Genomic DNA, 25,860 nt, shown 5'->3' with positions numbered 1-25,860 from the left:
CGGCCATGAAGATTTCACGACACGACATAGCGGCGCGCATCGCAAATCTTCCCGTCGATAAGCGGCGTTCTGCCCTGCAGAAGCTCAGGGACGGCGGAGTGTCCGTTCGAGGGCTTCCTGTTCCGAGCTTCGGCGATCGATCTCCGAGCCGCGCGTCGCCGGCTCAAGAGAGGCTCTGGTTCTTGTGGCTGCTCGAGCCGACGAGTCCGATCTACAACATCACCGGCGCGCTCCGGTTGCGCGGTCCGCTCGATGTCGATGCCTTGCACGGTGCGATTCGCTCGCTGGCGAGGCGTCATCAGTCGCTTCGCACCACATTCGAGGAGGGGCCCGATGGGTTGTGCCTGCAACGAATTCATGATGCGGTCGATGTGACGATCCTGCGGACGACAGCCTGCGATCACGGCGCGGAGGCGGTCGATGCGGAGATCGAGCGCGCCGCCGTTCACGCCGGGTCCTTTCCATTCGATCTCGCGCGGGGCCCGCTGTTTCGGTTGGAGCTCCTGACGTTTGGCGATGACGATCGCGTCCTCTTTCTTTCGATGCATCACATCATCTCCGACGGATGGTCGATGCAGCTCCTCATCGAAGAGCTTCTCGCATTCTACGCCTATGAGCGCGAAGCGACGACATTGGAAGTTCCGCCGCTGGAAATTCGTTACACGGATTACGCGTCCTGGCAACGTTCTCTGCTGGAGGCGGGCGAATATGATCGGCAGCTCGCATATTGGGTCGAGACGCTCGGCGACGATCAGCCGACGTTGAACCTTCCGCGCGGGAGGGTCGCAGCGGATGCGGACCGATTTCGCGGCGAGTCGGTCCTCGTGACGATCGACAAGAAGCTCGCGGATGATTTGCGCGCGGTCGGTCGGGCGCACGGCGCGACCTTGTTCATGGTGATGCTCGCGGCACACCAGGCGCTTCTTTATCGCTACACGGGGCAAGGAGACATTCGCATCGGCGTTCCGACGACCAATCGCAACTGGCCGGAAACGGAGAGGCTGATCGGACTGTTCGTGAATACAGAGGTCTTGCGCGGGACCGTCGAGCGCGGGGATAGTTTTTCCGCGCTGTTGAAGGCGGCGCGGGAGGCGACGCTGAGCGCTCAGGACAATCAGGATATTCCCTTCGAGCAGATCGTGAGCGCGCTTCAGTCGACGCGAGATCTCGATCGCTCGCCCTTGTTTCAGGCGATGTTGAACTACCAGCTCGTGGGCGAGGGACAGCAGGGGCGCGTCGTCGGAGAGCTGGAGGCGACGCCCCTCTTTCTTCGGGATCGGGTCGCCAGATTCGATTTCTTCCTGGATATTTCCGAATATCACGACCACTTGGCGTGCTCGTTCGTCGTCGCCGCGCCTCTATACGCGAGCGGCGCCTTCGATCGGCTCGCGGAACATTGGGCGGCATTACTGCGCGGAGCGGCATCCGATCCCTTCGGTGCGGTGAGCGAACTGCCGTTGCTGTCGCCGGAGGAACAAGCTCTCGTGTTGGAGCGTTGGGGATGCGGCGAAACAGTGGACCGGGATGGCCGTCGTCTGAACGAATTCATCGAGGAGCAGGCGAGAGAACAACCAGACGTCGTCGCCTTGATCGACGAGACCGAGTCATTGACATATGGCGAGCTCAATTCGAGGTCGAATCGGCTTGCCCGCCATCTGCGTCGGCTGGGCGTCGGTCCCGAGGTCCTGGTCGGTGTCGCGGTCGAGCGGTCGACGGAGATGGTGGTCGGGTTGCTGGCGGTATTGAAAGCCGGCGGCGCCTACGTTCCGCTCGATCCAGACTATCCGGTCGACAGGCTCGCGTTCATGATCGACGACGCGGGGCTGAAGCTCGTCTTGACGCAGGATCGGGCGCTCCGTGCGCGGCCGCTGCTGTCGGCGGCGCTGGAAGGGCGGCGCGGCGGCGGCGGCGCGCGAGCTCTCGCGGTCTGGCGACTGGATCGCGATTGGGGGCAGGTCGTCGATTATCCTGCGACGGATCTCGAGGTCACGTCCGATGGTCTGGGGGTCGCTTATTGCATCTACACCTCGGGCTCGACCGGGCGGCCGAAAGGAGCCGCCAATACGCATGCCGCGGTCGTCAACCGTCTCCGGTGGATGCAGCAGGCATTCGGGCTTTCGCCCGGGGACCGCGTGCTCCACAAGAGCTCCTTCAGTTTCGACGTGTCGGTTTGGGAGTTGTTCTGGCCGCTCATGTTCGGCGCTCGATTGATCGTCGCCCCGCCGGAGAGCCATCGCGACGCCGACCGGTTGGCGCGCGTCATCAGAGAGCAAGGCGTTACGATTCTTCATTTCGTTCCATCGATGCTGCGCGCCTTTCTGGGCGCCGTGGAGGATGACGAGCTTCCGTCAGTGCGCTTGGCGGTGTGCAGTGGAGAGGCGCTTCCGGCGAGCCTTCAACGGGAGTTCCGGCGAGGCCGTCGAGCCCGACTGCACAATCTCTACGGGCCGACCGAAGCGGCGATCGATGTGAGCGCCTGGGAGTGCCTGGAGAACGAAACGCGAGGGATCGTTCCGATCGGCCGTCCGATCTGGAACACGCAGCTTCGGATTCTGGATGGTGATCTTCAGCCGGTTCCGATCGGCGTGGTGGGGGAGCTCTATATCGGCGGAGCAGGGCTCGCGCGCGGCTATCACGGCCGGCCGGGCCTGACGGCGGAGCGCTTCACGCCCGATCCGTTCGGAGTGGAGGGCGGCGGGCGGCTCTATCGCACGGGCGATCTGGCGCGCTGGCGGCCGGACGGAGCGATCGACTATGTGGGCCGCGCCGACGATCAAGTGAAGATCAGGGGGTTCCGCGTCGAGCTCGGCGAGATCGAGGCGCAGCTTCTGGCGGAGGCGGATGTCGGCGAGGCGGCGGTGGTGGCGCTGGAAGGGCCGTCGGGCAAGCGGCTCGTCGGCTATGTGGCGGCGCGCCACGAGGGGACGGCGCCGGGGGCGCTGGTCGAGCGTCTTCGCCGGCGCCTCGAGGCGACGCTGCCGGATCACATGCGGCCGTCGCATCTGGTGGTGGTCGACGCGTTGCCGCTGACGCCGAACGGGAAGCTGGACCGGCGGGCGCTTCCGGAGCCGGAGGCGGAGGGTTTGGAGCATGTCGAGCCGCGCACAGCGACGGAGGCGAGGCTGGCGTCGATCTGGCGGGACATTCTGGGCGTCGATCGGGTGGGGATCACGGACAATTTCTTCTCGCTCGGCGGCGACTCGATCCTGAGCCTTCAGATCGTGGCGCGGGCGCGGCGAGAGGGGCTGAGGATATCGCCGAGGCAGATCTTCGAGCGCCAGACGATCGAGCGCCTGGCAGCGGCGGTCGAGACGGCGAAGGGATCGGAGGAGCAAGCGGCGTCTTTGGGAACGGCGCCGGGCGGCGCGTGGACGCGGGCGCAGATCGAGTCGCTCGGCCTCGCGGCGAGCGGGATCGAGGATGTCTATCCGCTGTCGCCGATGCAGCAGGGGATGCTGTATCATGCGCTGCGCGATCCGGCGGCGGGCCATTACGTCAATCAGGTGACGGTGTCGGTCGAGGGTCTCGACGTCGAGCGCTTTGTGGCGGCGTGGGACGCGGTGACGGCGCGCCATGCGGTTCTACGCACCAGCTTCCTGTGGGAGGGCGACATTCCCTCTCCGCTCCAGATCGTGCACGAGACCGTCCCTTCGGCCATACGGATAATGGACGAGCGACCGAGGCCGTCGAGCGAGGCGGCGCTCTCGGCTCTGGCGGCGGCGGACCGTCGGCGAGGCTTCTCTCTCTCTCGGCCTCCGCTCCAGCGCGTGACGATCGTCGTGCTGGACGACGGGCGTCACCACGTGATCTGGACGCATCATCATCTGCTCGTCGACGGATGGAGCGCCGCGCGTCAGATCGACGAGGTCCTTCGCTGTTATCTGGGCGAAGCATCGGATCCGGCGGTCGGCCGCTACCGTGATTACATCGCATGGCTGGCGCGCCGCGATCAGACGGCCAGCCGGCGGTTCTGGAGCGCGCGGCTCGCAAGCCTGGAGGAGCCCACATTGCTGGCGGCGGCGCTGGACGGCGCGACGCGCCGCAGCGAGCCGCTCGACAGCCGCTCCGACGACCAAGGCTCGGTCGTTATCACATCGAGTGCGGCCGACACGGCTCGACTGCAGGAATTTGCCCAGCGCGAGCGCATCACCGTCAACTCGATCGTGCAAGGAGCCTGGATACTGCTGCTCCAGCGCTACTGCCGGCAGGAGACGGTCGTGTTCGGAGCGACGGTCGCAGGCCGGCCCTCCGATCTGGCCGGCTCGGACGATATGCTGGGGTTGTTCATAAACACATTGCCGGTGGCTCAGAGTCCGCGTCGAGAGCAGCCGGTCGGCGATTGGCTACGATCTCTGCAGGCCGAAAATCTCGCGATACGCGAGCACGAACATGCGCCGCTCTATGATCTGCAACGCTGGGCCGGACGTCCCGGCGAGGCCCTGTTCGACACGATCGTCGTCTTCGAGAATTTTCCCGTCGATCGCGCGCTCGCGAATCGGTCCGCTGACGAATTGCATTTCAGCGACATTCACACAGCGAGTCCGAACACCTATCCGCTCACTCTCAATGTGCGGCGCGCCGACGACGCGCTCGTTTTTTCGTTCGTCTACGCCGCGGATCTGTTCGATCGCCGGGTGGTGGAGGAAATCGCCGCCCATTGGCGCGCTCTGCTCTTCGAGCTCGTCGTCGACCCGACGCGCGCGCTCGGCTCGCTCTCGATGCTCGCGCCGGACGATCACAGGAAAGTGATCGAAGAGTTCGCGCGCGGTCCGAGACGCGAGCGCGACCGCGCCCTCCTGCACGATCTCTTCGCGGCTCGGGTGGAGACGCATCCCGATCGTCTCGCCGTCTGCTGCGAAGGAAAGTCGCTGACCTACGCGGAGCTCGCCCGCAAGGCGGGCGCGCTCGCGGGCCGGCTTCTCCGGCTCGGCGTCGGAGAGGACATGTTCGTCGGCGTGCTTCTCGAACGGTCCCTCGAATTCGTCATCGCCGTGATCGGTGTCCTCAGAGCCGGCGCGGCCTATGCGCCGCTCGATCCGGGCCAGCCCCGGGCGAGAATCGAGCGGCTCGTGCGCGGCAATGGGATATGCGCGATCGTCGGCGGCGTCGAATTGGACTCCTGGGCGGCCGATCTGGGCGCGCCGCTCGTATCGATCGACGCATCCGATGCGGACGCGAGCGAAGAGCCGAGCGTTTCGCTCGGAAGACCGGATGGCGCCGCCTATATGGTGTTCACCTCCGGATCGACCGGCGAGCCGAAAGGCGTCGTCGTCCCACATGCGGCGATCGTGAACTATATCCTCGGCGTCCTGGAATGTTTCGGGCAGGACGGCGTCTCGAGCATGGCGATGGTTTCGACGCCGGCCGCCGACCTCGGCCACACGACGCTGTTCGGCGCGCTCTGCTCGGGCGCGACCTTGCATCTGATCGGCCCCGACCACGCCATGGACGCGGATCGTTTCGCTTCCTACATGGCGAGCGAAAGAGTGGACGTCCTGAAGATCGTGCCGACCCATTTGCGGTCGCTCGAATCGTCCGGTCGTGTGGCTGAGCTGCTTCCGCGACGCCTCCTGGTTCTCGGCGGAGAGGCCTGCGACCCGTCTTTCTTGCGGCAATTGCTCTCGAGCGGAGCGCAGTGTCGCATTCTCAACCATTATGGTCCGACAGAAACGACCGTCGGCGCGCTCACCGCCGTGGTCGACGCGGATGACGAGCGCCCGCCGCCGCTCGGCAGACCTCTCCCCAATACGCAAGTCTATGTGCTGGACTCCTTCCTCCGCCCCGTTCCGCTCGGCGTGGTGGGGGAGCTCTATATCGGCGGAGCAGGTCTCGCGCGCGGCTATCACGGCCGGCCGGGCCTGACGGCGGAGCGCTTCACGCCCGATCCGTTCGGAGTGGAGGGCGGCGGGCGGCTCTATCGCACGGGCGATCTGGCGCGCTGGCGGCCGGACGGAGCGATCGACTATGTGGGCCGCGCCGACGATCAAGTGAAGATCAGGGGGTTCCGCGTCGAGCTCGGCGAGATCGAGGCGCAGCTTCTGGCGGAGGCGGATGTCGGCGAGGCGGCGGTGGTGGCGCTGGAAGGGCCGTCGGGCAAGCGGCTCGTCGGCTATGTGGCGGCGCGCCACGAGGGGACGGCGCCGGGGGCGCTGGTCGAGCGTCTTCGCCGGCGCCTCGAGGCGACGCTGCCGGATCACATGCGGCCGTCGCATCTGGTGGTGGTCGACGCGTTGCCGCTGACGCCGAACGGGAAGCTGGACCGGCGGGCGCTTCCGGAGCCGGAGGCGGAGGGTTTGGAGCATGTCGAGCCGCGCACGGCGACGGAGGCGAGGCTGGCGTCGATCTGGCGGGACATTCTGGGCGTCGATCGGGTGGGGATCACGGACAATTTCTTCTCGCTCGGCGGCGATTCGATCCTGAGCCTTCAGATCGTGGCGCGGGCTCGGCGCGAGGGGCTGAGGATATCGCCGAGGCAGATCTTCGAGCGCCAGACGATCGAGGCGATCGCTCCTCTCGCCGAGCCGATCGAGCCGCCTCGAAAAACCGGCTCGGCCGACGGCGATCCGGGCGAGGTCGCTCTCGGACCGATCCAAGCCTGGTTTTTCGAGCAATCCGTTCCCAATCGGGATCACTGGAACCAATCGGCGCTTCTCGTCGCCTCGCGGCCGCTCGATCCCGATCTGCTGGAAGAGGCGCTGCGAGCGGTGGTCGCGCATCACGGCGCCTTGCAGCTGCGTTTTTGCCGGGATAGGGACGGGCGATACCGCGCGACGCATGTGCCGAAAGAGAGCGGCGCATCGACGCCCGCGCCTCTGCTCGTCGTCGAGCGCGTGGCCGCGTCCGAGTCGATCGATCGGCTCTGCGACGAGATTCAGACGGCGTTGTCCATCGGCGACGGGCCTTTGATCCGCGCCCTCTGCATCCGGAGCGAAAATCGGCCGGATCGTCTGCTGATCGTGATCCACCATCTCGTCGTCGACGGCGTGTCCTGGCGCGTGCTTCTCGAAGATCTGTGGAGCGCCTATTCGCAGCGCCTGTCGGGCGAGGCCATAGCGCTCGCGCCGGCGACCGCGCCGTATTGGATGTGGACCGAACGTCTCCGGAAGCTTTCCGCCGAAGCGGGTCTCCGGCAGGAGCTTCGATATTGGCTCGACGCTCTCGCTCCGTCGGGGCTCGTCGACTTGCCGCGCGATCGGGAGACGCCTCTCGGCGTCGTCGCGGACGGCAGGCAGATCGACATCCGATTCGATGCGTCGACGACGGAGGCGCTGCTCAAGGCGGCTCCGGACGCCTATCGCACGCAGATCAACGATCTGCTTCTGACAGCCCTGGCGCTGACCCTCACACGATGGGCCGGCGGCTCGTCCCTGTTGATCATGCTCGAGGGGCATGGCCGGGAGGATTTGTTCGACGATCTCGACGTCACGCGCACGGTCGGATGGTTCACCTCCCTGTTTCCCGTTCGCTTGACATTGCCGTTCGACTTCAGCCTCGACGGCGAGCCGATCGAGACGATCGGCCGATCGATCAAGACTGTGAAGGAGCAATTGCGAGCGACGCCCAATAAGGGCGTCGGGTACGGCGTCTTGCGATATTTGGCGGCGCCCGAAATCAAGGCTCGGTTCGCGAATTCGGCGATCCCACGCGTCACATTCAATTATCTCGGCCGCTTCGAGGGGATGTTCGAGAAGGACGCGCCGTTCACGCCCGCCGACGAAAAGGGCGGATCGGACCGAGATCCTCGCGCGCCGCTCGGCAATTGGCTCACGGTGGACGGATATGTCCACGATGGCGAACTGCGTCTCACTTTCGGCTATTCTCGCTCGATGTACGACGCTTCGACGATCGAGCGTATCGCCGCCGCCTACAAGACCGATCTCGAAAGAATAATCGCGCATTGCGCGTCCGGCGGAGCCTGTGGCGTTACGCCCTCGGACATTCCGATCTCCGGTCTGAGCCAGGATCAGATCGACGCCCTTCCCATCGACGCGCGCGACGTGGAGGATGTCTATCCTTTGTCGCCGATGCAGCGCGGACTGCTCTTCCACGCCGTGAACGATCGAGAGGCACGGCACTATGTCAATCAGATCCGCGTCGTCGTAGACGGGTTGGACGTCGATCGCTTCGCGCGGGCGTGGTCGACCGTCATCGCACGTCATCCCGCCTTGCGGACCGGCTTCGTCTGGGAGGGCGACATTCCCGCCCCGTTGCAGATCGTGCGCCGGACGGCGCAGCCGAGTTTCGTCGTGATAGACTGGCGCGAACGGCCATGGTCCGAGAATGACCTGCGAGAGCTGGCCGAGACACAACAAGCGACAGGATTCGATCTCGCCCGTCCTCCGCTCCAGAACCTGGTCGTCGTGCGCATCGCCGCCGATCGCGACTATCTGATCTGGACCCACCATCACCTCGTCACGGACGGCTGGAGCTCCACGCGACAAATCGAAGACGTCTTCGCTTTGTATAGAGGCGAGCGGCTACCTCCTGTCCCGGGGCTGTATCGAGACTATATCGAATGGCTGGCGCGGCAGGACGAAGAGCGCGGCGAACGCTTTTGGGCGGAGAGGACGGCGCGCCTGGAGCAGCCGACCATTCTGGCGCAATATCTCGACCAGCCGTCCGCTCTCCCGGCGAGCCGGAAAGAAGCCGGCGGCGAGCTCGCTTTTCGTCTCGGCGCGGAACAGAGCCGGAGGCTCGCGGAGTTCGCTCGGCTCGAGCGCGTCACCATCAACACGTTGGCGCAGGCCGCATGGATTTTGCTGCTGCAGCGCTTCACCGGCAACGAGACCGTGGCGTTCGGCGCGACCGTCGCCGGACGGCCGGAAGACCTGCCCGGCAGCGAGGAGATCGTCGGTCTCTTCATCAACACCGTTCCCGTCATCCAGAGCGTGCATCCGGCGACGAAGGTCGGAGAATGGCTGCGGTCCCTGCAGCGAGAAAACGTCGAGTTGCGGGCGCATTCTTACGTCCCATTGAACGACATTCAGCGCTGGGCGGGCCGATCGGGACAGCCCCTGTTCGACACGATCATCGCATTCGAGAACTATCCTTCGGACGCCGCCTGGCAAGCGCGCTCGGACCTGTCGTTCCACTCCATCGAGCGCTCGGATTCGACGCATTACGCGATCACGCTCGTCGTCCACGGCGACGATGCGCTCGACGGCCGCTTTCTCTTTTCCGCCGAGCGGATCGACCGAGAGAGCGTCGAGCGGCTGCGCGACGCATGGATTCGTCTTCTGTCCGAGATATCGAAGGATTCCGATCGACCTGTCGGAATATTGTCGACGTCTCCCGAGCCGATTCCACGAATGCTCGACGCATCCGCATCGGGGACGCGAGCGCCGCTCACGACATCGATCGTGCATTCGTTGTTCGAGGCCCAGGTCTCCAGAACGCCGGCGGATATCGCCGTCCGCTATCTGGAGACGGAGATGAGCTATGCGGAGCTCAATTCCCGCGCGAACAGGCTGGCGCGTCATCTTCGTGGCGTGGGCGTCGTCTGCGATTCGTCGGTAGGCGTCGCCATGGAGCGATCGGCGGACTTGGCGGTCGCCATGCTCGCCGTGTTGAAGGCCGGCGGCGCCTATGTCCCGCTCGATCCGAGCTATCCGGACGAACGGTTGGCCTTCATGGTTTCCGATGCGCGGCTCATGCTCGTTCTGACGCAAGAGCGCCTCATCCCCCGGTTGACGTCGATCGCCGATCGCGCGCCTTTGTGGCGCATCGATCGCGACTGGCGCGACGTCGAAGCTCACCCGGACGCGGATCTGGACGATGTCGCTCATCCGGACAGTCTCGCCTATTGCATATATACGTCTGGATCGACCGGCCGGCCCAAGGCCGTCGCCATGCCGCACGCCGCTCTCTGCAACTTGCTGCTGTGGCACGTGGACGTCTATCCCGGCGTCTATCGCACGGTGCAGTTCTCGTCCTTCAGCTTCGACGCGAGCTTCCAGGAGATCATGAGCACGTGGCTGACGGGAGGCTGCGTCGACATTCCGTCGCAGGACATGATCAAGGATGTGGAGCGATTGACGGCGTTCATCGGCGACAACGCCATCGAACGCTTGTTCATCCCGTTTCGCGCGCTCGAGATGATTGCGTTCTCCGCCGTTTCGCATGGTGTATCCTTGCCCGCGCTGCGGCAGATATTCACGGCCGGCGAACAGCCGCAGCTCACCGAACATCTGCTCGCCTTCCTCGAGAGCCATCCCGACTGCCGTCTCGTCAATCTCTACGGCCCGTCGGAAACTCATGTGGTCACCGCTCATTCTGTCCGGAGCTATGCGAAGAACGCTCGCCCGCCGATGGGGCAGGCGATCTGGAACACCGACCTCTATGTTCTCGACGCCGAGATGACTCCGGTTCCCGCCGGAATTCCCGGCGAGCTCTATGTCGCCGGGAAAAGCGTCGGTCGCGGATATCAGGGACGGCCGGATTTGACGGCCGAGCGATTTGTGCCTGATCCTTTCGCTCGCCGCCCGGGCGGACGATTGTACCGAACGGGCGATATCGTTCGCTGGCGAAGCGACGGCGAGCTCGAGTTTCTCGGCCGCGGCGATCATCAGGTCAAGATACGCGGATTTCGCGTCGAGCTCGCCGAGGTCGAAATCGCGCTGCGGGCGCTCGATCACGTCGTCGAAGCGGTCGCCGTGGCGACGGACGGACCATCGGGGCGGCAGATCGTCGCTCATGTCGTCGTGAAGGCGATCGATGGGGAAACCGAGATCGCACGGTCGTTACGCGAGCGCCTCTCGACGATCCTTCCCGACTTCATGGTCCCGGCCCATTTCGTGCTTCTGTCCGGGCTTCCGCTCCTTCCGAGCGGAAAGCTCGATCGAGGCGCGCTGCAGTCGCCGGCCTCGGCGTCGAGACAGGCGGTCACGGCGCGAACGCCCGCCGAACGGCGTCTCGTCGCGATCTGGGAGGAGGCATTGGGCGTCGGCGATATCGGCGTGACCGACAATTTCTTCGATCTCGGCGGAGATTCGATCTCGGCCATGAAGCTCGTGCTCACGGCCAAGCGGCGAGGCGCCTCCTATCTCACGCTCGAGACTCTGCTTCGTTACGGAACCATCGAGGAGATCGTCGCGCGTTCGATGCAGGGACAGCTCGCCGAAGGCGATGGCTTTTCGGTTCTGCTGCGCGACGGCGGGGGGCCCGTCTCTCTCATTTGTCTGGCTCCGTTTTCGGGCTTGGTGAATTGCTACATCGAGCTCGCTCGGCGTCTCGATCCGCGTTACCCGATCGTAGGATTGGAGTCTCCCGGCGCCTACGACATCGACAATCATGAAGAGTCGCTCGAGAGCATCGCCTCGACCTACGCCGCTCACATTCTTCGCCGTCCGGAAGCGGCTTGCGTTCTGCTCGGCTGGTCTTGGGGAGGCTTGCTTGCGCACGCCGTCGCCGAGCAGCTCGATGCGACAGGCGTCGTGAAGTTGGTGGCGATGATCGACGTCTATGATTATCGGGAACAATTCGATGAAAACGCTGCACGCATGTCGGTGACGAATGTCGGCGACGCGGCCGAGAGGTTCGACGCGCGCATCGCCGGGTCGGCGCTCGAACGACATTGGCGCAGGCTGATCGCCGATCTCGACGCCTATGAGTTCGATACGCTCGTCAAATATTTCGCGCTCAACGGGCATAGTTGGGCGGATGCGAAGTCGACTGCCGATTCGATGGAATATCTCGCTTACACCATATTCAACAGGGCCCGGATGATGCGCGGGCGCAAATTGTCGCCGATCGGCGCCCCGATCTGCTCATGGGTCGCCGAACGATCCGTTCCGACCGGCAGGCGGCCGATCGACTGGAGCGGCTCGACACGGTCGGGACATATCACGACCACGATCGCCGGAGAGACGCACACGTCGATCATCGGCTCGAAGCGGTTGTGCGAAAGCCTCGACGATCGCCTCGCGCGACTGATCGACGTTGATCTCCCGGCGGCCATTCGAAGCCGTCCCTAGCCCGATGCCGAACGAGCGCTCGAATGTCGAACAATTCCTCATCCTCCGCACCCCTGTCGAAGCCGCATGAGGAATGCGGGGCGTATGATGTCGAAATTCGGTGGACGTCGTTCGGCATCCCGCATATCAGAGCGAAAGACCATGAAAGCCTCGCCTTCGGCGTGGGCTATGCCTATGTGCGCGACAACGCTCATCTGTTGGCGGATGCGATATTGACTGTCCGCGGCGCGCGCTCTCGGTATTTCGGCGCCGATGCGAGTGCGCCCTATCAATCGATCACCAATTTGGACAGCGACTTCTTCCACAAGTTCTATTTCGACGACGTCGCGCTCGGAAAGCAATATGAAGCCCATGCTCCTCTCGCGGCGTCGATGCTTCGCGCCTATGCGGACGGCGTGAACCGGTCCTTGCGTGAGCCGCCTCGTGACGGGCTGTCGTCTCCCTATCGCGAGGCCTTCGATACGCAACCGATATCCGCGTCCGATCTCCACCTCTTGCTCGCGCAAAAAGCGGCCCAGACCACCGGCTGCGCTTTCGCCAATGCAATCCTCGAAGCATTACCGCCGGGCTCGGAGAGCGACCGAGCTCGTTCGGCGAGCGCGGGTGTCGCTGGAGAAGGTCTTTTCGGCAGCAACGCCTTCGCATTCGGTCGCGACGTTACCGCCTCGGGGGCAGGACTGCTGGTCGGAAACCCGCATTTTCCCTGGTTCGGGACGCACCGTTTCTACCAATTGCATCTCACCATTCCCGGCGAACTCGACGTCATGGGCGCGAACCTGCCACCTTTTCCCGTGGTGAATATCGGATTCAATCGCGATGTCGCCTGGACCCACACGGTTTCGTCGAGTCGCCGCTACGCCATTTACGAGCTCGACCTGACGCGTCGATCCCACCTTGCGTATCGTGTCGGCATGGCGAGCGAAGCGATGGTCGAACGTTGCGTCTCGGTCCTCGCAAGGGAGGCGGACGGTCGGCTGGAGGAGAGGCGGCGCATCTTCTATTCCACACGTTACGGCCCGCTGATTGCCGTTCCGGACATGGGATGCAAATGGACGAAAAAGCGCGCCTATGCATTTTTCGATGCGGCCATGGAGAGCGTGAGCTCCGTCTCTCAGTGGCTGGCGATCAACAAGGCGAAATCGGTTCACGACATTCGTGACGCGCTTCGCGATCACCGTGGCGCTCTATGGCTGAACACTGTGGCTGCAGATCGTCACGGGAAGGTTTTCTATGGCGATTTGACTGCTGTCCCCGACGCCTCGACATGCAGCCTGTTGGCGCGTCGACCGAGCAGGGAGGCGCGCCGCGTCGCGCGCGCCGCCAATGTCATCGTCCTGAACGGATCCAGCCGCCTGGCTGCGATCGTCGAAAGACGGAGCAGACCGTTGCGCGTGCGGCCGTCAGCGAAGATGCCGATGTCGATCCGGTCGGACTATGTGGTGAATTGCAACGATTCCCACTGGCTCGCGAATGCGCACGCGCCATTGATCGGCTATCCTCGATTTGTCGGCCTGGAGCGCGCTCCTCAGGGAATGCGAACCCGAATGGCCTATCGCGAGATTTCAGCTCTGCTTCGACGCGAGGAGAAAGTGTCGGGAATCGACGATCTGAAAAGGATCGTCTTCAGCAATGCGAACTATGCCGCGAGCTTGATCATCCCGGATCTTCTTCGCCTGGAGCCTTCGTGTTCGGTGGCCGCCGCCGCCAATGGACGCACGGTCGATCTCACGGCGGCTTTTCTCATTCTGCGAGACTGGAGCCGATGCGACGATCTGACCAGTTCAGGAGCCGTGCTCTTCCGAGAGTTCTGGCGGAAAATTCAGGGCGAGACAAAAATTTGGAGAACGCCATTCGATCCTCGCCAACCTCTGACCACGCCATGCGGCTTGAGGTGGGACGATCGGGACGTAGCCGGTCTGGTCTTGTCGGCTCTTGCCGATTCGATTGCGCTATTGGAAGAAAGCGGCTTCGGCCTGGGGGTCGCCCTCCGAGACGTTCAGCGTGTGTTCGCGGAAGACGACGTGATCGCTATTCCCGGCGGTCATGGGTCCGCGGGCGTGCTGAATTTGATCGATTTTGGCCATCTGACCGAGAAGGGTTACGAGCCGACAGCCATTCATGGCGCGAGCTACACCCAGTTCGTTACCTGGGAGAACGGCCGAGTGATCGCGGAAGCAATCCTCCCGTTTTCGCAGGCGACCGAGGTGGGGTCGCCGCATGCATTCGACCAGACGAAGTTATTTTCCGAGAACAAATGGATCAAACTGCCTTTCGAGGACGCCGATATAGAGGCGGACCCATGTTTGAAGGTGTCGAATTTCGGCGGCTCTTTGGTGGATTTGGAAAGGATGTAGGGCGCGGCTCGAACGACAGAAAAATGAAAAGTTTCGGGGCTGTCGAAGTCTTTTTATGGGGCTTACGGCTCGCCGAGGCGCGGAGTCCGACCGACGCCACGTCGGCGCCCGCTCGAGCGGTGCAAGCCAACCTATTAGATAGCAAATAATGGGTAGTGTCCTAATTTGAATTTCGGCCCCGGTTCTGCCGGGGCCGCTCTGTTCTCACTTCGTCATCGCCTCGACCAAATCCACCATCGACCAGAGCCGGCTATCGACCCCCGCCGCCATGGCAGGGGTAACGCGAAGCGTCTTATGGACCCTCACGAAGTTGTAATGCGCGAAGTGAAGTGCAACAGCCGCGTTCAGGTTCTCGACCTTCTTTGAGAAGGCGTTCGTGAGACGGGTAAAGCGGCGCATCGACATACGCATGGTCAAATTCTGGCGCTCGATGATCGGCCTCGTTCCACGGCACGGCGAATCCCTCGGAGTTCTAGCAAACCCAAGGAATCAAAGGCCATGAGGCCGATCAACCATTTTTCAGGTCGGGCTCTGAGGCGCGCGCCGCTCGCCGACTGCTCGAGATACGACCAACCGAGGAGGTCCGGATGATGATGGAGCGCACGCAAATCTTCGATATGATGGGAGAGCTGAAGCTCTTCGGCATGAGGAGCGCTTACGATGAGACGCCGGGGGTCGGCTCGAGCGGCAACACGAGCCGCCGCAGATCGTCGGGAGCCTGCTGAAGGCGGAAATCGCCGAAAAGCAAGCGCGCTCGATCAAATATCAGATGACGATCGCCAAGCTTCCTCTGGCCAAGGACCTCGACGACTTCGACTTCGAAGCCGCCGACGTCAATGAGATGCTGGTTCGCGATCTCGCCGGCGGCGTCTTCGTCGCTCATCAGCGCAACATCGTGCTCGTCGGCGGAACCGGCACCGGCAAGACTCATCTCGCCATAGCCATCGCGCGATGCTGCATCCGCGTCGGCTTGCGTGGCCGCTTTCTTCAACACGGTCGACCTCGTCAATCGGCTGGAGGCGGAAACGCGCGGCGGACGTCAAGGTCGCATGACCGACTATCTCACGAGAATGGACTTCGTCATTCTCGACGAGCTCGGCTATCTGCCCTTCGCGCAGGCGGGCGGACAATTGCTGTTCCATCTCGTCAGCCGGCTCTATGAGCGCAGCTCGGTGATCGTCACGACCAATCTCGCTTTCGGCGAATGGCCGAGCGTGTTCGGCGACGCCAAAATGACCACGGCGCTGCTCGATCGCCTCACTCATCACTGTGACATCGTCGAGACCGGCAACGAAAGCTGGCGTTTCAAGAACCGGGCCTGAGACGGTCATCCGGTCGAGCCGCCGCGGTTGTCGGCGTAACTGCGGTCGGGCTACGCCCGCCCTCCGTCACGCCGACAACGGCGGAAACCGCGCGCTCGAAAGGGGTCCCTTTTGGATGCAAATATGGGATCCCGTTTCAATGCCGTTTGACAGGTCTTCAACACCGACGCGGGCAGCTCGTGGAATCTATCGAACCGCCCGCGCAGCGGAACGAGCTTCGGGCGTTCTTCTTCGAACGCCTCCCAGATCGTCTTGTCCGCAATTTCCGGATGCGGATGCGCCTTGGCGTAGCCGACGCATTTATCGAGAAGCCACGCATTCATATCGTCATAGGTCTTGAACCGCAGGCGCGGTGTGAAGAACTGCTCGCGCGCCAGGCCGACTTGATTTTCGACCTGGCCTTTCTCCCAGTCGGACGCTGGCGTGCAGGCGACCGGCTCGACGAGATGATGGCTGCACATTTGCGCGAAGCGACGATTGAACTTGCGCTCCTTGCCGACGAAGATCGTCTCCACCGCCGTCTTCATATTGTCGTAGATCCCGCGCGTGCAGGCGCCCCTGAAGAAGGAAAAGGCGCGCTCATGCGCGTCGAAAACCATCTCCTGCGTCTCGCGCAGATAGGCGCGAACGAAAAGCATGCGGCTGTGGCACAGACGCATGTGCGCCACCTTCACGGCCGTCGTGACGAGCTCGACGGTGTTGAAGAATCGGCCGCGTTTTCCAGCGCGAATGCAATTTCTGGCGATCGCTATCGAAAGATGAGTCTTCCCCGTGCCGGTTCCGCCGACGAGAACGCAATTACGTTGTTGGTCGAGGAAGCCGCCGTTCGAGAGAGGTCGTAGACATATTCGACCTGTCCGCTCGCCCCATTCTTCGTCACGCGCTGGCCGAGATCGTTGACGCCATAGCTCGTCGTCAGCGCGCCGACCTTCGCCTGCACGAGGCGATTGCGCTTGTCATAGGTCAAGGAGAAGTCGCCGGCCTGGTTCTTCAGCCCGCCGACCTGATCCCAGACGAAGGATTGGGTCGAGCCCGAGCTGTAAGTCACCTCGCTCAGATTGCTGCTCGGCACGATCGTATAGACGGCGCCGCCGACCGAGGTCCGATTGCCCGTCGCGTCATATCCGTAGGGGATCGGGCTCGAGCCGCCGACATAGTTCGTCAGGCGGTCGTCGACGTCATAGGAGAAGGATTTGACCGCGAGATTGCTCTCCGAGATCGATTTGATCCGCCCGCCGTTATCATAGGCGTAGATCAGATTATTGTTGGTCGAGGAAGTGATTTTCGTGATGCGGCCGTCGGCATTGAAGCTGCGGACATAGGAGCCCCCGCTGGAGACATTCGGGCTCCAGGACTTGACCGGCCCCAAGGGCGCGTAGGAGATCGCGCCGATCAGCGTCGACTGCGCCCCGTCCGGCCGCTGGAGGGTGATCGCGCTGACGCGCCCGGCGCCGTCGTAGGAATAGAGGAGCTTCAATCCGGACGGATAGATGTGGCCGGTGAGGCGCCCGTTCGTGGCGTGATAGAACCATTTCGTCGTGAGCGTGACGGCGCCGGCGGTCTGCGTCTTCTGCACCACATGGCCGAAGCCGTCATAGACGAAGCTGGTCACGCCGGTCGAATCGGTGACGGAGCCGAGACGGCCGATCCCGTAAGCCCCCTGATCATAGGCATAGGTCGCGATGGAGCCGTCGGCATAGGTCGCCTTCGTCAGCCTGTTCGGCTTGTCATAGACATAGGTCGTCGTCTGGCCGAGCGCGTCGGTCGAGGTCAGCACATTGCCGGCGGCGTCATAGGTCTTGGTGGTCACGCGCGTGTCGGGGCTCGTGATCCTCTCCGGCAAGTCGAGCAAATTATTGACATAGCTCGTGACGAGCCCGCGCGGGTCGGTCACGCTGGCGAGCCGGCCGTTGGCGTCATAGGCGTTGCGGATCTGCGCGGCGTCCGGCGCCGTCGTCCGCGACAGCCGGTTCTGCGCATCATAGGCGAAAGCCGTCGCATTGCCGTTCGGGTCCGTCATGCCGACGATGTTGCCGTTGGCGTCATAGGTGAAGATCGATGTCTGGCTCGCCGCGCCGAGATCCTTGGCGAGACGGTCGAGACCGTCATAGACGCGGCTGTGCGTGCGCACCCGCACATCGTTCGGATCGAAGACCTCTTCCTTGATCCGGTTTCCCGCGGCGTCGAGCGTATAGACGATGCGATTGCCGGCCCGGTCGCGAATGCTCGTGAGCCGATGGGCGCCGTCGTAGCCGAAGTCCAGCCCGGCGCCCGTGGGCTCCCGAATCTTCAGCAGCTGGCCGACATTGTCGTAATTGTCGGCCGTCGTCTGCCCAAGAGTGACGCGCGAGGTGACCTGGCCGCGGAAATTATAAGTCAGCGTCGTGACGACGCCGTTCGGGTCCTTGATCGTCAGCGGCCTTCCGTTGACGTCATAGCTCGTGAATACGGTGACCTGCCCGAGAGCATTGGTCACGGTCACGAGATTGCCCGCAGCGTCATAGGCGTAGTTCGTCGCATTGCCGCGAGGATCCGTCGCTTTCAGCACCTGCCCGCGGTTGTTATAGGTGTAGGATCGCGTGCTCGTCGACGATGACGAGGCGACCGTCTCGCTCGTCAGATTGCCCTTCGCGTCATAGGTGAAGGTGAAGCTGCGTCCGCCGTCGACGATCTTCGTCGGCAGGCGAAAATCCGGGCTCCAAGTCGTGGTGACCGTGCGTGCGATCGATGTTCCGGAGGCCACAGTCTGCGACGTCGGAAGATTGCGCGCCTGATCGTAGGCGGCGACCGTCTTATTGCCGTTGAAATCCTTATGGCTCGTCAGATTGCCGTGGCCGTCGTATTCATTGGCGTTCTCGCCGGAGCCGCCCGCGGAGCAGGTGGTGCAGATGCGCTGCTCCCTGATCGGCTTCGCCAGGCCCTCGATTGCCGTCAGCGTGAACTTTTTCACAGCCCCGAGCGGCATCGTGACCGACACGGGGTCCCAGGAATAATAGGGGTAGGCCACGGTGTGTCGATCCGCCCCGCCGGCATGTTCCGTAGAGACGGCGCGCCCTGTGTAGAAGTCATAGGAATAGCTCGTATAGCGAGAACCGTTCTCGTCGACGACGCCGGTGAGCGCTCGTGTGTAGGTCCAGTCTTCGTAGAGATATTGCCGTTTCGACCCGCTGGGATATGTCACCGCCGTCAAGCGAGAGAAATAATCGTATTCGTAAGTATAGACGCCGCCGTCGGGAGCTCGCGCTTCCGAGATTGGAGACCCGTAGCTGCTGTAATTGAAGGTCAGCGTGCGGCCGAAGGGATCACTAACCGACGAGATGCGATTCGACCCGTCATATCCGATGGTGAGTGTGAGGCCTGCGTGGTTGGAGATGGACAAGAGCCTACCATCGGCGCTATAGGTTTCAGTCTCATCCTGATCGGTAATCAGCGTGAAATTACTGCCCCAGCCCCCGCCGTAAAGCCGATGGCTCGAATAGGCCGGCGGGGTCCACGGGCCGACGTATCCGGGCGCTATGATTCGACTGAATGTCAGCACCTGCCCGTCGTCACGAGTGACCTTGGCAAGACTAACGGTCCGATCGTCTACCGATGGACTTCATGCGCGCGCGACTGCGTCGCCTGCTCGGCGACGAACGCAAACCAGGATTATGCGCGACGTCGGCGCAGTTGCGTGGCCGTCAGCTCCGACACATGGAGCGAGGCCGTATCACGAACCATGCCGCCACCCCGACCGGACCCGCCAAAGCGAGCCATGAGAGCGCATCCCAGACGCCGTCGCCGACCAAGGCCGCGACGAGGCCGATCGCGCTGACGCCGGCGAGCAGCAGGGGAACGCCGAAGACGCGAAGCAACGGCCGGCGCCGCCGCGCTCGATCGCTCCGCGCCACGGGGCCTTCTGCGGCGACAGCGTCCGTATCGACCTGCGCTCCTTCGAGCTTCGCGATGCGCTCGCCCGGCGCCCGGTGACGCGCGATCCATAAATAAAGCCCGCTCGCGAGCACCACGATGGTCATCAGGTCGAGCAGCGCCCAGAGGATTTTCAGGGGCATGCCGCCATAATCTCCAAAATGCAGCGGCTGTGAGATCAGAAGGGTCTCGAGGTACCACGGCAGCTCGCGCATGTCGGCCACCGCGCCGGTGTCGGCGTCGACGAGCGCCGGCTCGAGCAGGCGCGACGTCAGCGGCTCGGCGCCGCGCATGAACACCGCGTAATGATGGGAGGTCGAGAACTGCGTGCCCGGAAACGCCAGCATGGACGGAAGCATGCCCGGCGCCGCGGCGCGCGCGGCGTCGACGATGTCCTTCACGGGTCCGCGCCGCGCCGTCGCCGGCTTGTCCTTGTAGGGAGCGACCATTTCCGCGAGCTCATTGGCCTGCCAGACCTTCACCATCACGTCCGACAAGGTGTTGACGGCGCCGGTGACGCCGACGACCAGCGCCCAGAGCACCGTCACGACGCCGATGAGATTATGCAGGTCGAGCCATTTCAGCCGCGCGGAACGGTCCGCCCGCACGACGCCGAAGTCGAGCCGGCGCATGAACGGCGCATAGAGAACGACGCCGGACACGATCGCGACGATGAACAACGCTCCCATGAATCCGAGGAAGAGCTTTCCCGGCAGCCCGGCGAACATCTCGACATGCAGCTCGAGCAGCACATGCATGATCCCTTCCTGCGCCTTCGGCTCGCCCAGCACTTCCGCCGTGCGGGCGTCGAGCACGATCATGCGCAGGTCCTCGGCGGGAGCGTCGACCGTCTTCGCCACGAACATCTCGATGAGTTCCGGCTCGTCGCGGTCCCAGACGATAAATTGCGCCACATCGTTCGGCCGTCGCCGGAGGCCGGCTTCGATCACGCGGTCGATGTCGGCTGCGGGCGCGGCCGCCGACATCGCAGGCGGCTCGACGGCATTGCCGAGGAGGCGGTCGAGCTCGTGATGAAAGATGAGCGGCAGGCCGGTCACGCACAAAAGGAGCAGGAAGGCCGTGCAGACGAGGCTGGTCCAGGTATGAATGCGGGACCAGACGCGGATCGTTCTCGCGCTCAGCACAATCAACCTCGCTCGATCGCGTCATTTCCGACGCCGAGGACGGTCGGCGCTCAGAGAGCGCGGCAAATGCGTCGAGGCCCCGCGCGCCTTGTCTCCGTCCTGCGCCCTCCGGAGCCGTGCGATCCACGGACTCGAAAATACGCATCGCCGAGCCGACGATGATCCATCATGCTGTCATTAATCGACGTCCATGAACAGCTCCAGCATTCGCCCGTCAAATAGGAATTATTCCAACATACCGAACGCTATCGCTCCGGCCGCCGCTCGACGGACGTCGAAGGCGATGGAGCGAGGCGGCCTCGCTTCTCCGAGGAAGGACCGACGCCACATCTAAACATAGACGAGCCGGATCTCGAAGATACGCTCGTCGCCGATCGAAGCCGCATTCGCCCTGCATCGAGACGAGCCCGCCCCGACGCTCGAGCGCGTCGAGCGCTGCTCCGATGCTCTGCTTCGTTCGGACGCCGAACGATCGTCGGGCGATCCGCATCTGTGCGTGGCGCAGGAGGCGTTCTTTCAACAGGCAAGAATGTGACTTTATACGAATCCGCCCCGTCGCTCCTTGCCATTGCTCGCCATCCCCGCGCCGCACGCGCCACCTTTCGACAATATATTGCCAGGCGCGCCGCTGCCGACTTGTATGAGCGGCGCTGCGAGCCTTCTTGCGTTTCCGGGCAGCCTTGCAAAGTTCTCGGCCGAAAATCGCCAGATCGAGCACATCCGAATGGCGCGTCACGCATCACTTCGTCAGATCGAACGAAATGACGATGCTCCCGTCGAAATATCCGCCCGGCGGCGGCGGCGGATGCGAAGCGGCGAACATTTGATGGACGGCTGCGTCGATCGCACCGTCGCCCGAAGAGCGTGTAATGGAATGGCTGACGATTGACCCAGATGGGCCCACCGAAAAAAAGACGCTGACCGAGCCTGTCGCCCCCGACCGCCGAGCGCTCAGCGGATAATGGTTGTGGCGGTTGATCTCCGCCGAAACGAGCGCTGCATAGGCGGCCTTGGACATGCGCTTGGCTTCGCCCGAGCCCTCGCGCACGCCCGCTCGAACCGCGGCGGCGCCGATCTGGCTATACGCCGCCTGCTGGCGCGCCCGCGCCTTCTCCCATTTCTTCGCCACACGCTGCGCCGCCATGCGCCGCGCCTCTCGGAGCTGGCGCTTCTTCTTCTTGCGCTCCTCCTCCTCCTGGCGCAGGCTTTTTTCCAATGTCTCCTGCTTTGGCCGCTCCACCGCGAGCGGCGGGGCGTCGGGCGACTGCACTTTGGGCAGCGGCGCCGCGAGCTCGCTCGCCGTCGCGGCCCGCGCCACTTGCTCCATCGGCTTGGACACATCGGGGTCTTCGTGGATCGTCGGGTCGGGCGACGCGGCGAGCGCCGGATCGTCGCTGACGGTCGGGGCCGCTTCCGGCGTCGGCGTGACGCTGGTCTCCGTCACCGTTTCGCCTTGCGGAATGATCTCGACACGTATCTCGTCGAGCGGCGTCACCGCCTGAGCGGTGATCAGGAATGCGGCGATCGCCGCCACATGCGCGCTGGTCACGAGAGTCGTCGCCGCCGGCCGCAGCCATGGAGGCCGCGCTTCGCTGCAGCGTTCGGCGCGCGCGTCTGGAGGCTCTCCCGGCGGCTCCGAGACATCGAGCGCCGGGAGTTGCGCCGAACCGGACAGAGGATCGGGCTCCGTCTCCTTCGTCGCGGCTGCATCCATCAGCCGGCTCCGCTGATTTTTGTCCCGAGGTCGTGGGAGGCTTCGCGCGGCCCTCGCGCGATCATCACGGGCGCAATCGTCTCGTGTTGCGAGCCGTCATGCTCATAGGCGATGCGCTTCAACGGCACGCCATAGAGCAAGGAGAGATTCTCTTCCGTCAGCACGTCTTCGGCCCGTCCGGCGACGTAGTCGCGCTCGCCCAGCATCAAGAGCGCGTCGTCGGCGACCGCCAGCGCATGATGCGGATGGTGTGTGGTCAAGATCACCGTGAGCCCGTCCTTGCGCGAGAGCGCTTCGATCCAGCCGAGCACCTGCGCCTGGTTTTTCAGGTCGAGCGCGGAGGTCGGCTCGTCGAGGATGAGAATGTCCGCCTCGGCCACGAGCGCGCGGGCGAAGATCACGAGCTGGCGCTGTCCGCCGGACATCTCGTGAAAGGGCCGATGCGCCAGATCGGCCATGCCGAATCGATCGAGCGCGGCGAGCGCCGCTTCTTCGTCCTGGGGCGAGGGCTGTGAGAAGAGCCCGACCTTCTTGGCTCTGCCCATCAGCACCATGTCGAGCGCCGAATAGTCGAAGCTCACCTGAAAGAGCTGCGGCACGAAGGAGGTCTGTCCCTCGACCGAAAGTTCCCCTTCCGTCGGCTTCAGCGCGCCGAGCAGAATTTTGAGCAGCGTGGTCTTTCCCCGTCCATTCGGTCCGAGAAGCGCAAAGACGCGGCCCTTCTTGATGGACGCCGAATAGTCGCGGAAAATCCAGACTCCCGGCCGGTAGGCATGGCCGACCCCCGCGAGGGAGATGACGGTTCCGTTCATTGGTTGATCGAGCATTGCGTTTCTCTCAGGTCCGTGTGGTCGTCTCGAGGGCGCTCGAAAAGAAACGGCCCTCGAACGCAACGTCGTAAATTGATGCTTCTTCAGTCGGCGCCCGTGGCGATTCTGTTCGATCTACGAACAGGCTCGAACCAAAACGGAAGACGATGCGCATGCAAGATCATTGACCAGGCGGCGCCTTGTCGCGAAACCGCTTCCGGAGCCAATCCGTCAGGACCTGCTTCTCGTAGACGAGGCGACCGCTCGAGAGATGCGAGGTCGGATCGATGAAATAATCGATATCCGTCACGGTCTCGCGAGCCTGCGAAAGGGTCTTGCCTTTTTCACGCAGCGCGTAGCGAACTTCGAATCGCGGCGGCGTGTTCGGCGTCAGAATCGCGGTGTGCGAAGGCGTGGCGTCCCTGAAAATCCCTGCGCGCTGCACGTCGAGCACCTCTATGCTCAAGCTCTGTCCGGGCTCGAGATATCGAGCGCCCACTGTCTCGAGCGTCTTCCGGAGCTCGCCCAACATCTCGTCGCGTTGTGAGACAGGCTCGGATTGAAAGTCCCTGTAGGTTTCGGGATGGATGAAGCGGACCGTCACATCGGCACGGGCCGCCGGCGGCGCCAGAACCGCCAGAGTCGCGATCGATATCGTGGCGAATGGTCTCATGGCCTTTCCCTTTCGGCGTCGCCTATCTGTAGCCTCTCGCCTGCATCTCGAAGAGCTCGGCATAGCGTCCCCGCTGTCGGAGCAACTCGTCATGGCGACCCTGCTCGATGACGCGGCCCTGCTCGAGGACGAGGATGCGGTCGGCCATGCGGACCGTCGAGAAGCGATGCAAGATCAGGAGCGCGGAGCGGCCCTCGCAGATCTGCCTGAACCGCTCGAAAACCTGAGCCTCCGCCCGCGCATCGATCGCCGCGGTGGGCTCGTCGAGGATCAGGCAGTCTGCGTCGCGCAGATAGGCGCGGGCAAGAGCGATCTTCTGCCACTCGCCCCCCGACAGATCGCGCCCGCGGCTGAACCTCTTGCCGAGCGGCTGCTCATAGCCCAAGGGCAGCGTCTCGATGACTTCCGAAGCCAAGCTACGGCTTGCGGCCGTCTCGATCTGCGATATGTCGCCGGCGTGATCGATCCGGCCCACCGCGATGTTCTCGCGCGCCGTCATCTCATAGCGGATGAAATCCTGGAAGACGACGCCGATGTGCCGGCGAAGCTCTGCGAGATCGAAAGATTCGAGGTCGACGCCTTCGACCAGGATGCAGCCCTCGTCGGGGTCGTAGAGCCGGGTCAGCAATTTGACGATCGTCGTCTTACCGGCTCCGTTCTCGCCGACGAGCGCGATCACCTCGGAAGGGCGCAACGTGAAGCTCAGATTGCGGACGGCCCAGCGATCGGACCCGGGATAGCGGAATCCGACATTTCGAAATTCGACGCCCAGCCGTTCGATCTTCGGAAAGGGAACGGAATGTTCCGGCGATGTGATGCTCGGCTCGACATCGAAGAATCCGAACAGGTCCTTCAGCTCGACGGCGCGCGCCGATATCCACGCGGCGCTCACCAGCACGGTCTGCACGAGCTGGCGCAGCCGCATGAACGATCCCGTGAGGAAGGTCAGGTCGCCCAGCGACAGGGCGCCCGACACCGTCCGCCAGATGATGACGGCGTAGGCCACATAATAGGCGATCGTGCTCACGGCGAAGAAGAGCGTGGTCCAGAGGCTGCGCTCGATCGTGAGCCTCTGATCGACGGCGTAGAATGCGCCGGAGAGCTTCGCGAAGCGCCCGATCAGGAAATCGGCGAGCCCGAACAGCTTGATCTCCTTCGCCGTCTCCGCATTGATCCCGATATGACGGAGATAGTCGAGCTGGCGGCGCTCCTCGGCGCGGTCGAACTCTATTTGATAGGAGATCGCGTTGAAGCGCGCTTCGATCCACAGGACAGGCAGCAAGGCGACGAGGAGGAGCAGCATCAGGATCGGCGCATAGGCCATCAATCCGGCGACCAAGGTCACGAGCGTCGCGAGGTTCTGGAACTGCCCGAAGACATTCGACAGCAGATTGCTGCTCCAGCCGGCCTGGCCACGCGCTCTTTCCAGCCGATCCTGGTGATCGCTGCTTTCGAGATGCCGCAGATCGAGGCTCGAAGCGTGAACCATCAGCGCAACGCTCATTCGATTGGCATGCTTCTGGGACAGCAGCCCGTCGGCAATGGCGACGACACGGCCGATGGCGTCGAAGCCGAGCGTGAGGGCGAGCTCCGATCCGACATAGAGCAAGAGCCGGTCCAGCCGTCCGGACGACAGCCATTCGGCGAAGCCCTGACCGGCGCCCGGCGTTTGGGTGAGGGACACGATCTCATCGACGATCAGCTTTCCCACATAGAAGGTCACGACCGCCTGAAACGCCGAGACCAGCCGCAGCCCCAGAGCCGCCGACACGAGCGCGGGACTCGTCGTCCAGACCTCGCGAAAGAGCCGGAGCAGATAGCGCAAGGCGCCGAGGCGCTCCCGCAGGCCCGGCGAGGGCGTCCTGCTGTGGCGTGATCGTCTAAGCCTGCTCATCCGCGAAAGTGCCTGGCGCGCCGGCCGCGACGACTGCCGATTCTCGGCGAAGACCCGAAAGGAGGGCC

At 63.6% G+C, this 25,860-nt stretch carries 7 protein-coding genes and 5 pseudogenes; 3 read left to right on the top strand and 9 right to left on the bottom strand.

What is annotated here, in order from left to right; all coding sequences use genetic code 11:
- Positions 1 to 5: 5 nt before the first annotated feature.
- Positions 6 to 11,972, top strand: a complete 11,967-nt coding sequence (locus AC6IW9_RS05125) for an amino acid adenylation domain-containing protein (RefSeq protein WP_497769792.1) — start codon at positions 6 to 8, stop codon at positions 11,970 to 11,972.
- A 23-nt stretch (positions 11,973 to 11,995) separates the two neighbouring features.
- On the top strand, positions 11,996 to 14,326 hold the full coding sequence (locus tag AC6IW9_RS05120) for a penicillin acylase family protein (RefSeq protein ID WP_497769789.1): 2,331 nt from the start codon (positions 11,996 to 11,998) through the stop codon (positions 14,324 to 14,326).
- Between the two features lie 204 nt (positions 14,327 to 14,530).
- On the opposite strand, the pseudogene AC6IW9_RS05115 reads toward AC6IW9_RS05120, so the two are convergent.
- Positions 14,531 to 14,758, bottom strand: a pseudogene (locus AC6IW9_RS05115) (IS1 family transposase); the annotation flags it as partial.
- A 161-nt stretch (positions 14,759 to 14,919) separates the two neighbouring features.
- Between AC6IW9_RS05115 and istB the strand changes: the two are divergent.
- Positions 14,920 to 15,648, top strand: a pseudogene (istB, locus tag AC6IW9_RS05110) (IS21-like element helper ATPase IstB).
- Positions 15,649 to 15,797: 149 nt separating this feature from the next.
- On the opposite strand, the pseudogene istA reads toward istB, so the two are convergent.
- The 8 genes and pseudogenes from istA to AC6IW9_RS05070 all read right to left on the bottom strand — a co-directional run.
- Positions 15,798 to 16,331, bottom strand: a pseudogene (istA, locus tag AC6IW9_RS05105) (IS21 family transposase); the annotation flags it as partial.
- A pseudogene (locus tag AC6IW9_RS05100) lies at positions 16,332 to 16,481 on the bottom strand (ATP-binding protein); the annotation flags it as partial.
- Between the two features lie 257 nt (positions 16,482 to 16,738).
- A pseudogene (locus tag AC6IW9_RS05095) lies at positions 16,739 to 18,613 on the bottom strand (RHS repeat protein); the annotation flags it as partial.
- A 715-nt stretch (positions 18,614 to 19,328) separates the two neighbouring features.
- Positions 19,329 to 20,702: a PepSY-associated TM helix domain-containing protein gene (locus tag AC6IW9_RS05090; RefSeq protein ID WP_497769786.1), complete on the bottom strand. Its 1,374-nt coding sequence runs from the start codon at positions 20,700 to 20,702 to the stop codon at positions 19,329 to 19,331.
- Positions 20,703 to 21,441: 739 nt separating this feature from the next.
- On the bottom strand, positions 21,442 to 22,416 hold the full coding sequence (locus AC6IW9_RS05085) for an energy transducer TonB (RefSeq protein ID WP_497769784.1): 975 nt from the start codon (positions 22,414 to 22,416) through the stop codon (positions 21,442 to 21,444).
- The gene (locus AC6IW9_RS05080; RefSeq protein WP_497769781.1) at positions 22,416 to 23,243 is read right to left on the bottom strand and encodes an ABC transporter ATP-binding protein; all 828 of its coding nucleotides are present in this window, start codon (positions 23,241 to 23,243) and stop codon (positions 22,416 to 22,418) included. The genes AC6IW9_RS05085 and AC6IW9_RS05080 overlap by 1 nt, the downstream gene beginning before the upstream one ends.
- A 163-nt stretch (positions 23,244 to 23,406) precedes the next feature.
- Positions 23,407 to 23,898, bottom strand: a complete 492-nt coding sequence (locus tag AC6IW9_RS05075) for a DUF3016 domain-containing protein (protein WP_497769778.1) — start codon at positions 23,896 to 23,898, stop codon at positions 23,407 to 23,409.
- Between the two features lie 22 nt (positions 23,899 to 23,920).
- A complete protein-coding gene (locus AC6IW9_RS05070) occupies positions 23,921 to 25,792 on the bottom strand; it encodes an ABC transporter ATP-binding protein (protein ID WP_497769775.1) in 1,872 nt (623 codons plus the stop codon).
- Between the last annotated feature and the right edge of the window lie 68 nt (positions 25,793 to 25,860).

The organism is Methylosinus sp. shoA (assembly GCF_059718125.1).
Note: the sequence above shows the minus strand (reverse complement) of the source record. Positions and strands in the feature narration are given on the sequence as shown.